The following is a 12,251-nucleotide window of genomic DNA, read 5'->3' on the forward strand; positions in this document are numbered from 1 at the left end:
GAGCACTATAGCGCGAAAACAACCCGAAAGGTTGACGTAACAACTGGGAAAAGTTCACCATGCGGGGACATCAACAGCCTGACATGCAGTCCGAAGCATAGGCCCACCCCGCTCATTTGAGCGAGAGAAGAGGAGCTGGCATGCGTGCCGCGATCGTGGACAAGCCGGGGGAGATCAGGGTCGGCGAGGTACCCGATCCCAAACCGGGGGATCGCCAGGTCGTCGTCAAGGTGGGTGCCTGCGGGATCTGCGGGACCGACCTCCACATCGCCGACGGGCATTTCCCGCCGACGCCGTACCCGATCGTCCCCGGCCACGAATTCGCGGGCGAGATCGTCGAACTCGGCGCCGACGTGCCGGGCGGCTGGAAGGTCGGCGACCGGGTGGCCGTCGACCCGTCGCTGTTCTGCGGCTACTGCAAGCCTTGCCGGTCCGGCCGCGGCAACCTCTGCGAGAACTGGAACGCGACCGGCGACACGGTGAACGGCGCTTTCGCCGAGTACGTCGCCGTTCCTTCCGCGAACTGCTACCGCATGCCGGACACGATGACCTGGGAACAGGGCGCCCTCGTCGAGCCGGTTTCCTGCGCGGTCCACGGCGTGCGCCGGATCGGGGTCGAGGCGGGGGAGCGGTTCCTCGTCGTCGGTGCGGGCACGATGGGGCTGATCATGCAGCAGCTGTTGCAGCGCGCGGGCGCCCAGGTCACGGTGGTCGACCGCAACACCAGCCGCCTCGGCCGGGCCATGGACCTCGGCGCGGTCGCCGTCGCGGGTGACGTGAAGGACCTCGACGACGAGAAGTTCGACGCGGCCGCGGACTGCACCGGCGCCGCACCGGCCATCGAAGCCGCCTTCGACTCGCTTCAGCGCGGAGGCCGCCTGCTGGTCTTCGGGGTCGCGCCCGCCGAAGCACGCGTCGCGCTTTCGCCGTTCCGGATCTACAACGACGAGATCACCGTCGTCGGCTCGATGGCCGTGATGAACAGCTTCGGTGCCGCACTCGACCTGGTCGCCAGTGGCGCCGTCGACACCGGCGCGCTGCTCACCGACACCCTCCCGCTGGAGCAGTACCCCGACGCGCTCGCCCTCATGCGCAGCGGCGCCGGCTTGAAGGTGCAGGTCCTGCCGGGAGGCGAAAGTGCGTAAAGCAGCCGCTCTGCTCGGAGTTCTCCTGCTGACGCTCACCGGATGCGCCGGTGCGGGCGCCCTCGGGACCGGCGACCGGACGCTCGTCGTCGGCATCGTCGCGAACCCGCAGATGAAGGACGCCATCGAGCTTTCCGGCGAGTTCGAGAAGGCGAACCCCGGTGTCACCCTCAAGTTCGTTTCGCTGCCGGAAAACCAGGCCCGCGCGAAGATCACCGCGTCGACGGCCACCGAAGGCGGCGAATTCGACGTCGTCATGATCAGCAACTACGAGGCACCGCAGTGGGCCGCGAACGGCTGGCTCGAAAACCTCGAACCGCATATCGCGGCGAATCCCTCCTACGACGCGGGCGATTTCATCCCGAGTATCAAGGAATCCTTGTCGCACAACGGATCGCTCTACGCGGTGCCCTTCTACGGTGAGTCGTCGTTCCTGGCCTACCGCAAGGATCTGTTCGAGCAGGCCGGACTCACGATGCCCGCCAAGCCGACGTGGTCGCAGATCGCGGAGTTCGCCGCGAAGCTCGACGACAAGGCGAAGGGGGTCGCAGGGATCTGCCTGCGCGGCAAACCCGGCTGGGGCGAGAGTCTCGCACCGTTCACCACGGTCGCCAACACCTTCGGCGCGCAGTGGTTCGACAAGGACTGGAACGCCAAGCTGACCAGCCCCGAGTTCAAGGCGGCCGCCGAGTTCTACGTGAACCTCGTGCGGAACCACGGCGAGGTCGGCGCGTCGAGCGCGGGCTTCTCCGAATGCGGCACGCGGTACACCCAAGGCCAGGCCGCGATGTGGTACGACGCCACGGTCATGGCCGGCACGAACGAGGACCCGTCGGCCAGCAAGGTCGTCGGCAAGTCCGGCTACGCCCCGGCGCCGGTGGAGAAGACGCAGGCGAGCGGCTGGCTCTACACCTGGGCGCTGGCGATCCCGAAGGTCGCCAAAGACAAGGACGCCGCCTTCAAGTTCATGTCTTGGATGACCGACAAGGCCTACGTGCAGCGGGTCGCCAAGGAGTTCGGCGACTGGAACCGCGTCCCGCCGGGTGTGCGGAAGTCGACCTACGACATTCCTCAGTACCGCGAAGCCGCCAAGGCCTACGCGCAGCCGACGCTGGACGGGATCGCGGACGCCGACCAGCGCAAGGCGATGGCGAATCCGGTGCCGTATCCGGGCATCCAGTTCGTCGGCATCCCCGAGTTCCAGGATCTCGGGACACGGGTGAGCCAGCAGCTTTCGGCGGCGATCGCGGGTCAGATCACCGTGGACGAGGCGCTGAAGCAGTCCCAGGAGTACGCGCAGACCGTCGGCAAGTCGTATCAGGAGGTGCAGTGATGGCCACGCTCTCCGCTCCTGCCCGCACCGAGCCCGCCGAAGCCAAGAAGGCGGCCCCGAAGCGCGGCACCGACACGCCGTTCAAACGACGGCTCCCGCTGTTGCCCGCCCTGCTGTTCGTCGTCGCCGTGACACAGCTTCCGTTCGTGCTGACGGTGTTCTACTCGTTCCAGTCGTGGAACCTGGTGCGGCCGGGCTCGCGGCATTTCGTCGGGTTGCAGAACTACATCGACGTCTTCGCCGACTCGACGTTCCTCGGCGCGCTGCTGAACACCGTCGTCCTCACGGTCGTCTGCGTGTTCTTCTCGCTGCTGCTCGGACTGGGGCTCGCGATCCTGCTGGACCGCAAGTTCCTCGGCCGAGGGGTGGTCCGGACGCTGCTGATCACGCCGTTCCTGATCCTGCCCGCGGCGGGCGCGCTGCTGTGGAAGACGACGATGTTCGACCCGACCTACGGGTTGCTGCACTTCGTGTTCGGCACCGACGTCGACTGGCTTTCGGAATTCCCGCTGGCCGCCGTGATGGCCCAGGTCGTCTGGCAGTGGACGCCGTTCATGATGCTGCTGATCCTGGCCGGGCTGCAGAGTCAGCCGAAGGACGTGCTGGAGGCCGCGTCGGTCGACGGCGCCGGCCGCTGGCGGACGTTCACCGCGATCACGCTGCCGCATCTGAGCCGGTTCCTGCAGCTGGCGACGCTGCTGGGCGCGATCTACATCGTGAACAGCTTCGACGCGATCTTCCTGATGACACAGGGTGGTCCGGGGACGGCCAGCACGAACCTGCCGTTCTACATCTATCAGCGGGCGTTCCAAGGTTTCGACGTCGGGCAGTCGTCCGCGATGGGCGTGATCGTCGTGATCCTGACGATGATCGTCGCGACCTTCGCGCTGCGGCTGATGTTCCGCACGTTCTCGGTGCAGGGAGGCGCGAAATGAAAGGCCGGTTCGGCGCGGGCGCGCTGACGGTCGCGACCTGGGTGATCGCGATCCTGTTCGTGTTCCCGTTGCTGTGGATGATCCTCACGGCCTTCAAACAGGAGGCCGACGCCTATACCGATCCGCCGCGGCTGTTCTTCACCCCGACGCTCGACCAGTTCGCGGGCGTGCTCGAACGCGGTTTCCTGCCGTACCTGTCGAATTCGGCGTTCGTCACCATTGTTTCGACGATTTTCGTGCTGCTGCTGGGAATCCCGGCGGCGTACGCGCTGTCGCTGGCGCCGGTGAAGGGGACGAGCAACGCGCTCGGGTTCTTCCTGTCGACGAAGATGCTGCCGATCGTGGCGGCGATCATCCCGCTGTACGTGATCTCGCAGAACACCCAGCTGCTGGACAACGTGTGGGCGCTGATCATCCTGTACACGTCGATGAACCTGCCGCTGGCCATCTGGATGATGCGATCGTTCTTCCTGGAAGTGCCGCACGAGATGATCGAGGCTGGCCGGATCGACGGCGCGACCCTGCCGGTGCTGCTGCGGAAGATCATCATGCCGGTGGTCGCGCCCGGCGTGGCCGCGACCGCGCTGATCTGCGTGATCTTCTCGTGGACCGAGTTCTTCTACTCGGTCAACCTCACCGCCGCGCGGGCCGGGACGGTGCCGGTGTTCCTGGTCGGGTTCATCACCAGTGAGGGCCTGTACTGGGCGCAGTTGTCCGCGGCCGCCCTGCTCGCATCGCTGCCGGTGATGATCGTCGGCTGGATCGCGCAGAACCACCTGGTCCGCGGCCTCTCCATGGGCGCGGTCAAGTAGCTCTCTGGCGTCGTGGCCGGTCCGTGAAGGCCTCCTTGAGGGACTCAGAGTCCCTCAAGGAGGCCTTCACGGACTTACGCGAGCGACAGCGCCTGACCAGGGCAGATGTGCACGGCGGTGCGGGCGTTCTCTTCCGCCTCTTCCCCCTCGGGCTCGGCGTTCAGCACGATGACCGTGCCGTCGTCCTCGCTCTGGTCGAACAGATCGGGATCGGTGAGCACGCACTGGCCCGCGCCCACACACCTCCCGGTGTCCGCGATGATCTTCATGGCTCCTCCTACCAGGTGACCGGGAGGGCGTGGAGGCCGTAGATCGTCGAGTCGTGCTTGAACGGCAGCTCGTCGACCGGAACGGCGATCCTGATCCCCGGAATACGCCGGAACAACGTATCGAACACGATCTGGAGTTCCATCCGCGCGAGGTTCTGGCCGAGGCACTGGTGCACCCCGAATCCGAACGCGACGTGGTGCCGCGCGCCGCGCTCGATGTCGAAGTCGTCGGGGTTCTCGAAGCCGTCCGGGTCGTGGTTGCCCGCGTTGCTCAGGCCGATGACGCCTTCACCCGCACGGATGAGCGTGCCGCCGATCTCGACGTCCGCCGTCGCGAGGCGTGAGGTCGCCGACTCGGCGATGGTGAAGACCCGCAGGAGTTCCTCGATCGCGGCGAGGGTCTTGCCGGGGTCCGCCTTGATCTTCTCCAGCTGCTCGGGGTTCTCCAGCAGGGTCACCGTGCCGAGCGAAATCATGTTCGCCGTCGTCTCGTGACCGGCGATGAGCAGCAGGAACGCCAGGCCGACGAGTTCGTCGTGGTCGGCGTCGCCCGTCTCCCGCTGCTTGAGGATCTGGCGACCGAGGAGGTCGTCCTCGGTGGCGTTCGCTTCTTTCTTGTCGACGAGCTCGTCGAGATAGTTCTCGAGCTGCTCGAACGCCGCCTGGCGTTCTTCGACGGAGACCTCCCGGCTGAGCAGCTTGGAACTGCAGCCCTGGAAGAATTCGTGGTCCGAATAGGGGACGCCGAGCAGTTCGCAGATCACCAAGGACGGAACCGGCAGCGAAAGCGCCTGGACGAGATCGGCGGGTTTGGGGCCCGCGAGCAGGGCGTCGATATGTTCGTCGACGATCTGCTGGATTCGCGGCTGCAGCGCTTTCATCCGCTTGACCGTGAATTCGCCGACGACATCGCGCCTGGCCTGGCTGTGCTGTGGCGGATCCATCGAGATGAGGGATGCGCGGAACGGCTTGTTCTCGCGCCGGACCGGCCGCTTGACCATCAGCGGGAAATCCGGATTCTGCCGGTCGGAGCTGAAATGCGGGCTGCTCAGCATTTCGCGGATGTCGTCGAGCCTGGTCAAGGCCCAAGCGGTTTGCCCGGAAGGCAGGCCGACCCGTGAAACCGGATTTTCCGTGCGAAGCGCGTCGTATTCCGGCGGTGGCGAAAAGGGGCACTTGCGCATCAGGGGCAAGTTCGCGGTGGTTTCCTCTACGTCGGTCATCGGGTTGTCCTTCCCCAGAATGTCGGGTGGGTTCGGGCGATATCGGACAGGGGGCCCCAAAACGTATGCGGATGGTTTCATTCCGCTTATGCCACCAAGGTACTCAAGCGGAGGCAGGTCGTCCACTCGCGAAGGGGTGGTTTCCCGGGAAGCGTGAAGGGGAGGTCCTCACGTGCGAGAATCACGGGCCTGAAGGACCTTCGAGAGGCGAGGACCATGACAGCCGACCCCGAGACCCGCTTGCGTGCCGACGCGCGCCGGAACCGGGATCAGATCCTGGCCGCCGCGAGACTGATCTTCGCCGCCCAGGGCGCCGAGGTCCCGATGGAGGAGATCGCGCGCTCGGCCGGCGTCGGCGTCGGCACCCTCTACCGGCGTTTCCCGGACCGGGACGCGCTGATCCGGGCGGTCGCCGTCGACAACTTCGACAAGGTCCTCAGGGACGCGAGGGCCGCGAAGGAGCAGGAGTCCTCGGACTGGGACGCCCTGATCCGGCTGTTGCACCAGTCGATGGAGTTGCAGCTGAGCATTCAGCTCGCGATGGTGTCCCCGCGGGCGCTGGTGATCCTCAAGAGCGATCCCGCGATCAAGGCCCTGCGTGACGAACTGCTGGTGGTGCTCGGCGGTTTCGTCCAGGGAGCGCAGGCGGAGGGCAGGCTCCGCAAGGACGTCGCCACCGGTGACGTCGCGATGCTGTTCGCGACGTTGCTGCGGCAGATGCCGGGAAAGAACGGCGAGGTCGCGCGGATGGCGATCCGGCGGTGCATCGGCATCATGATCGACGGTCTGCGGGCCGGGGACAATGAGCCGCTTCCCGGCCGGGCGCTGACCGGGGCCGACCTGGACCCGTGACCCCGGCGCATTCAGCGGACCGAACGCGCCGGGGATAAGAGGTCAGACGCCCAGCGGGTGCCAGACGGTCTTCGCCTCCAGGTACCGCCGCAGCCGCGCGATGTCGGCGTCGGCCGTCCAGTCCGGCTCGGCGTCCGGCACGGTCAGGACACGCTTCACGGTGCCTGCGGCGTCGCGCGCCAGGTCCGCCCGCGCGGACGGCTCCGCGCCTGTCGGGTCGAGGGCGTTGACGTCGCCGTGCGAGGCCAGCCACGAGCCCAGCTCGGACGCCCGGCCGGTCAGGATGTTCGCGACCCCGCCGGGCAGGTCGGACGTCGCCAGGACCTCCGAAAGCGTGATCGCGGGCAGCGGCCTGTCCGCGCTGGAGACGACCACCGCGGTCGAGCCCGTCGCCAGCACCGGGGCCAGCACGCTCACCAGGCCCAGCAGCGACGACTGCTGCGGAGCCAGCACGCCGACCACGCCGGTCGGCTCGGGCACGGTGAAGGAGAAGTACGGACCCGCGACGGGGTTGGCCGCGCCGAGCACGGTCGCGATCTTGTCCGTCCAGCCCGCGTACCAGACCCAGCGGTCGATCGAAGCGTCCACAAGGGACTGAGCCTTCTTCGCCGCGACGCCTTCGGACGCGGACACCTCCGCGACGAACTGCTCGCGACGGCCTTCCAGCATCTCCGCCACCCGGTACAGCACCTGGCCGCGGTTGTACGCCGTCGCCGCCGACCAGCCGCCGAAAGCCTTGCGGGCGGCGGAAACCGCGTCACGGACGTCCTTGCGCGACGCGTGCGAGGCGTTCGCGAGGAACTTGCCCTTGCTGTCGCTGACCGGGTACACGCGGCCCGATTCCGAGCGCGGGAACTTGCCGCCGATGTAGAGCTTGTAGGTCTTGGCTACCGAAATACGGTCAGACATCGAGGTAGGCCTCCAGTCCGGTGCGTCCGCCTTCGCGGCCGAAACCCGACTCCTGGTAGCCGCCGAACGGCGCGGCGGGATCGAAGCGGTTGAACGTGTTGGCCCAGACGACGCCGGCGCGGAGCTGGTTCGCCATCCACAGGATGCGCGAGCCCTTCTCGGTCCAGATACCGGCCGAGAGCCCGTACGGCGTGTTGTTCGCCTTCGTGACGGCCTCGTCCGGCGTGCGGAAGGTCAGCACCGAAAGCACCGGCCCGAAGATCTCCTCGCGGGCGATGCGCATCGACTGCTGCACGTCCGAGAACACCGTGGGGGCGAAGAAGAAACCGCGTTCCGGCACCGGGCACGGGCTGGTCCAGCGCTCCGCCCCTTCGGCGTCGCCGGATTCCACCAGGCCCTTGATCTTCGCGAGCTGCTCGGCCGAGTTGATCGCGCCGATGTCGGTGTTCTTGTCCAGCGGGTCGCCCAGCCGCAGCGTCGAGACGCGGTGGCGCAGCTTGTCCATCAGCTCCTCGGCGATGGACTCCTGCACCAGCAGCCGCGAACCCGCGCAGCAGACGTGGCCCTGGTTGAAGAAGATCCCGTTGACGATCCCCTCGACGGCCTGATCCAGCGGAGCGTCATCGAAGACGACGTTCGCCGCCTTGCCGCCCAGTTCCAGCGTCAGCTTCTTCGCGGTGCCCGCGATCTGGCGCTGGATGGCCTTGCCGACCTCGGTCGATCCGGTGAAGGCGACCTTGTTGACGTCGCCGTGGCCGACCAGCGCGGCGCCGATGTCCCCGGCGCCGGGCAGGATGTTGACCACGCCCGGCGGGAGTTCGGCCTGCTGGCAGATCTCCGCGAACACCAGCGCGGTCAGCGGCGTGGTCTCCGCCGGCTTGAGCACCACGGTGTTGCCGGTGGCCAGCGCGGGCGCGATCTTCCACGCCAGCATGAGCAGCGGGAAGTTCCACGGGATGACCTGGCCCGCGACGCCGAGCGGCTTCGGGTTCGGTCCGTAGCCCGCGTAGTCGAGCTTGTCGGCCCAGCCGGCGTGGTAGAAGAAGTGCGCGGCGGCCGTCGGCACGTCGGAATCGCGTGATTCCTTGATCGGCTTGCCGTTGTCGAGGCTTTCCAGAACGGCCAGCTCCCGCGACCGCTCCTGGATCAGGCGCGCGATGCGGAACAGGTACTTGGCGCGCTCGGAGCCCGGCATCTTGGACCAGACAGTGTTGTACGCCTTGCGCGCGGCCTTGACCGCGATGTCCACATCGGACACCGACGCGGTGCCGACCTCGGCGAGCACCTCTTCGGTGGCCGGGTTGATCGTCTTGAGCGGCTCACCCGAGCCGTCGACGAACTCGCCGTTCACGAACGGCCGGTAATGCGGTTTGAGGTTCGCGAGGTCGCGCGATTCGGGCGCGGGCGCGTACTCGAAGATGCCCATGGATCAGTCCACCGTCACGTAGTCGGGGCCGCTGTAGTGGCCGTCGGCCTGGGTGCGGCGCTGCAGCAGGAGGTCGTTGAGCAGGCTGGACGCCCCGAAGCGGAACAGGTCCGGGTTCAGCCACTGCTCGCCGGCGACCTCGTGCACCGCGACCAGGTACTTGATCGCGTCCTTGGTCGTCCGGATGCCACCGGCGGGTTTGACGCCGCGCAGTTCACCGGTCTGGACGAACCAGTCGCGGACGGCCTGCAGCATGACGTGGGTGACCGGCAGCGTCGCGGCGGGCGACACCTTGCCGGTGGAGGTCTTGATGAAGTCGCCGCCTGCCAGCAGCGCGAGCCAGGACGCGCGGCGGACGTTGTCGTAGGTGGCCAGCTCACCGGTTTCGAGGATGACCTTGAGGTGAGCGCTGCCACAGGCGGCCTTGATCGCCTGGATCTCCTCGAAGACCTCCAGGTAGCGGCCCTCCAGGAAGGCGCCGCGGTCGATCACCATGTCGATCTCGGCGGCTCCGGCGTCGACGGCGATCTTGGTGTCGGCCAGCTTGATCTCGCGGCTCGTGCGGCCTGCCGGGAACCCGGTGGCGACACTCGCGACGTGGATGCCGGTGCCGCGCAGCGCCTCGACAGCCGTCTCGACCATGTCCGGGTACACGCATACGGCCGCCACCTGCGGGGTGTCCGGGCGTTCCGGGTCCGGCCGCTTGGCCTTCGCGGCGAGCGCGCGGACCTTGCCACGGGTGTCGGCGCCTTCGAGGGTCGTCAGGTCGACCATCGAAATGGCGGTGTCGATCGCCCAGAGCTTGGCGGCCTTCTTGATGCTGCGCGTGCCGAGGCCCGCGGCCCGCTGCTCGACGCCGACCTGGTCGACACCAGGCAGCCCGTGCAGGAACCGGCGCAGGCTCGCCTCGTCGCGAGTCGCGTCCGTCAGCGGCGACGGGGTTGCCGTCGCCGCCGACGAGCTGGTCGTAGCTGTCATACGGGTGAGTGTAAGCGGCCTACAAGCTGGGCACCGGGGCCTGGGCGGCGGCCATGGCCGAGGGCACCGCCGGGGCGCAGAACTCGGCGATCATCGGCAGCTGACGCTTCAGCGCGGCGTCCGGCGACGCGGTGAGGTCCACGGTGGCCAGTGTGGAGACGTTCTTGCCGGACTCGTCGTGGAAGCTGAGGGTGTTGTACCCCGGCAGGTCACCGCCGTGGCCCCAGACGACGTGATCCTCCGCGCAGGCACCGGCGGTCTTGAGGTTCAGCTTCATCAGGCCGAGGCCGTATTCGAGGGCGCCGCCCGCCGGGACCGTCTTCTTCATCTGGGTGAGCAGGTCCGCGGGCAGCAGACGGCCGCCGAGCAGGGCCTCGAAGAAGCGGTTGAGGTCCTTGCCCGAAGAGACGATGTCACCCGCGCCGAAGTAGCGCGAGTAGTTGTAGGTGGTGATGTCGGTGAGGCCGCGCGGCGCGTCGTACAGCTGCTCGTAGCCGTGGGCGGCCGCCCCGATCAGGAAGGGGAAGTCGCGCGGGAGCGACGTGTCGCGCAGGTGCAGCGGGCCGGTGATGCGTTCGGCCAGCGCGCGTTCCAGCGGCTTCCGGGTGGTCTTCTCGACCAGCAGGCCGAGGATGTTGTAGCCGGTGTTGGAATACGCCCAGCTCGTCCCCGGCTTGAACAGCAGCGGCTGCTTCGAGGTGCTCAGCCGGATCTCGTCGTCGCTGTCGAAGTGCTCGAAGCGTTCGGCGTCGATCTCCGGCAGCGACGCCCAGGAATCCTCGGGGAGCAGGTCACGCGGCATTCCGCTGGTGTGCTGCAGCAGCTGGCGGACGGTGATCGGCTCCGGATACGGCAGCAGCCCCGGCAGGTAGCGCTGCACGGGTTCGTCCAGTCCGACGCGCTTTTCGGCGACGAGCTGCAGGACGAGTGTCGCGACGAACACCTTGGAAACACTCGCGACCCGCCAGCGTCCCGAGGCGTCCGGCTTGCCCTGCCTGTCGATCTTCGCGACGCCACTGACGCCGCGGAAATCGTCGGCGACGGCGACCATGCCCGGAATGCCCGCGGCGACGGCAGCGTCCATCGCGGCCTGGCGCGGATCGGTCTTCCCGGCGGCGGACGCCGGGAAGGCGGTGACGGAAAGCGTTACGGCACAAGCGATGGCGACGAAACTTCGGCGCATGATTCGAATCCCCCGATTCGGCTCAGATTTCGATTTCAGGTACTTCTTTCTTACGTGGCTTCCGCTTGACGACGACGCCGCCCCAGAACGCCAGGCCGGTGATCTTCACCGTCGGCGCGGTCGGCGGTGCGGCAGGTGTCCCGGCGCGGTCCTCCAGCTCGAAGGCGCCCATGAAGCCGATTCCGGTGACGTCCACGTTGATGTCGTCGGGCACGATGATGTCGATCCCGCCCATGATCGCGACCGCGGTGATCGTCGTGTGCTTCTCGGCGAACCGCGCGTTCCTCAGGTCGAGGTCGGCGCCGCCCCAGAACGCGAAACTGTTGTGCTGCGGCGGGACGACCCAGCTGCCCTTGCGGGAGACGCCGGACATGACGGCGATCGAGGCGCCGGAGCCCGGATGCCCGCCGATGCGGTCGTCGGGCAGGCCCAGCGCACGCGACGTCGCGGGTTCGATCGCCGACCGTGACTGCTGCGGCAGGTCCGCGGTGACCGGTTTCAGGTCCCCGACGGTCTTGGCCGCGTAAACGACGGTGAGCCGCTCTTCCAGCTCGTTGATGGTGATGCGCCCTTCGGACATCGCCGCGTGCAGCACCTGCGCGACCTGCTCGCGGTCGGCGTCGGAGATGCGCATCTGTTCGGGTCCTGGCAAGGCCGGCTCTTCGCTCACCCGCAGGAGCCTAGCGCCGGTGAGAGGGCCGGACGTCCATCTTATGGCCGACAGTGGCATTCTCCCGTGATGGGGAACTCACTACCCGGAGCCTTGGAGCTGCCGGACGGGGTGAAGGTACGGGGACGGGGCCTGGGTCGGCCCTGGCCAGACGGGCCTTCGCCGGATTTCGGGCTGTATCTCGGTGGCGCGAAGCTGCGCCGGAAGCACGACCACAAAATGGACTGGGAGCGGGCGTGGATCCGCTGGCCGGACTTCCTGCTGCCGACGGACTGGGCGGACGCGCGACGGCGGATCGTGGACCTGCACGAGCGCGCGGCGGCGGGGGAAGGTGTCGAGGTCGCCTGTTACGGCGGTCTCGGGCGGACCGGGACCGTGCTGTCCTGTCTGGCCACGCTCGGTGGGCTGACCGCCGAGGAGGCCGTGGCCTGGGCGCGGGCGAACCACGACAAGCGTTCGGTGGAGACACCGTGGCAGCGCCGCTGGGTCGGCTGGTTCGCGCGGCAGGCCTGAGGA

13 protein-coding genes are annotated in these 12,251 nt (G+C 67.7%); 6 read left to right on the plus strand and 7 right to left on the minus strand.

The annotated features are described in order from the left end of the window. Nucleotides 1–140: 140 nt before the first annotated feature. Genes AMYAL_RS0122345 through AMYAL_RS0122360 form a run of 4 tightly spaced genes read left to right on the plus strand, consistent with a single transcriptional unit; the run spans nt 141 to nt 4,225 of the window. Nucleotides 141–1,145 (plus strand): zinc-dependent alcohol dehydrogenase family protein, encoded by a 1,005-nt coding sequence (locus AMYAL_RS0122345; RefSeq protein ID WP_020633488.1) that lies wholly within the window; start codon nt 141–143, stop codon nt 1,143–1,145. Continuing rightward, a complete protein-coding gene (locus AMYAL_RS0122350) occupies nt 1,138–2,478 on the plus strand; it encodes an ABC transporter substrate-binding protein (RefSeq protein WP_020633489.1) in 1,341 nt (446 codons plus the stop codon). The genes AMYAL_RS0122345 and AMYAL_RS0122350 overlap by 8 nt, the downstream gene beginning before the upstream one ends. Beyond that, nucleotides 2,478–3,413, plus strand: coding sequence for a carbohydrate ABC transporter permease (locus tag AMYAL_RS0122355; protein WP_020633490.1), 936 nt, complete (start codon nt 2,478–2,480; stop codon nt 3,411–3,413). The genes AMYAL_RS0122350 and AMYAL_RS0122355 overlap by 1 nt, the downstream gene beginning before the upstream one ends. Continuing rightward, entirely contained in the window at nt 3,410–4,225 is an 816-nt protein-coding gene (locus AMYAL_RS0122360; protein WP_020633491.1) for a carbohydrate ABC transporter permease, read from the plus strand. Before AMYAL_RS0122355 ends, AMYAL_RS0122360 begins: the two co-directional genes overlap by 4 nt. A 74-nt stretch (nt 4,226–4,299) precedes the next feature. Here the strand turns inward: AMYAL_RS0122360 and AMYAL_RS0122365 are convergent, their stop codons facing one another. Both AMYAL_RS0122365 and AMYAL_RS0122370 read right to left on the minus strand, forming a co-directional pair. Then, complete coding sequence (locus tag AMYAL_RS0122365; RefSeq protein ID WP_020633492.1) at nt 4,300–4,494, minus strand: ferredoxin; 195 nt, start codon at nt 4,492–4,494, stop codon at nt 4,300–4,302. A gap of 8 nt (nt 4,495–4,502) precedes the next feature. Beyond that, complete coding sequence (locus AMYAL_RS0122370; RefSeq protein ID WP_020633493.1) at nt 4,503–5,717, minus strand: cytochrome P450; 1,215 nt, start codon at nt 5,715–5,717, stop codon at nt 4,503–4,505. A gap of 216 nt (nt 5,718–5,933) precedes the next feature. Between AMYAL_RS0122370 and AMYAL_RS0122375 the strand changes: the two genes are divergently transcribed. Beyond that, complete coding sequence (locus AMYAL_RS0122375) at nt 5,934–6,569, plus strand: TetR/AcrR family transcriptional regulator (RefSeq protein ID WP_020633494.1); 636 nt, start codon at nt 5,934–5,936, stop codon at nt 6,567–6,569. Between the two features lie 42 nt (nt 6,570–6,611). Here AMYAL_RS0122375 and AMYAL_RS0122380 read toward each other — a convergent pair whose 3' ends face one another. From AMYAL_RS0122380 to AMYAL_RS0122400, 5 genes are read right to left on the minus strand one after another with little or no spacing between them, the layout of a single operon-like run. Further along, on the minus strand, nt 6,612–7,478 hold the full coding sequence (locus tag AMYAL_RS0122380; RefSeq protein ID WP_020633495.1) for an aldehyde dehydrogenase family protein: 867 nt from the start codon (nt 7,476–7,478) through the stop codon (nt 6,612–6,614). Beyond that, nucleotides 7,471–8,904 carry an aldehyde dehydrogenase family protein gene (locus tag AMYAL_RS0122385; RefSeq protein ID WP_020633496.1) on the minus strand — a complete coding sequence of 478 codons (1,434 nt, stop codon included), beginning with the start codon at nt 8,902–8,904 and terminating at the stop codon, nt 7,471–7,473. The genes AMYAL_RS0122380 and AMYAL_RS0122385 overlap by 8 nt, the downstream gene beginning before the upstream one ends. Before the next feature lie 3 nt (nt 8,905–8,907). After that, nucleotides 8,908–9,882 carry a deoxyribose-phosphate aldolase gene (gene deoC, locus AMYAL_RS0122390; protein ID WP_020633497.1) on the minus strand — a complete coding sequence of 325 codons (975 nt, stop codon included), beginning with the start codon at nt 9,880–9,882 and terminating at the stop codon, nt 8,908–8,910. A gap of 19 nt (nt 9,883–9,901) precedes the next feature. Then, nucleotides 9,902–11,065 (minus strand): serine hydrolase domain-containing protein, encoded by a 1,164-nt coding sequence (locus AMYAL_RS0122395; RefSeq protein WP_020633498.1) that lies wholly within the window; start codon nt 11,063–11,065, stop codon nt 9,902–9,904. A gap of 22 nt (nt 11,066–11,087) precedes the next feature. Beyond that, a complete protein-coding gene (locus AMYAL_RS0122400; protein WP_020633499.1) occupies nt 11,088–11,699 on the minus strand; it encodes a DUF1707 SHOCT-like domain-containing protein in 612 nt (203 codons plus the stop codon). Between the two features lie 105 nt (nt 11,700–11,804). Between AMYAL_RS0122400 and AMYAL_RS0122405 the strand changes: the two genes are divergently transcribed. Then, nucleotides 11,805–12,248, plus strand: coding sequence for a protein-tyrosine phosphatase family protein (locus tag AMYAL_RS0122405; RefSeq protein ID WP_026467340.1), 444 nt, complete (start codon nt 11,805–11,807; stop codon nt 12,246–12,248). The last annotated feature ends 3 nt before the right edge of the window (nt 12,249–12,251 follow it).

Source organism: Amycolatopsis alba DSM 44262 (assembly GCF_000384215.1).
Taxonomy (GTDB): Bacteria; Actinomycetota; Actinomycetes; order Mycobacteriales; family Pseudonocardiaceae; genus Amycolatopsis; species Amycolatopsis alba.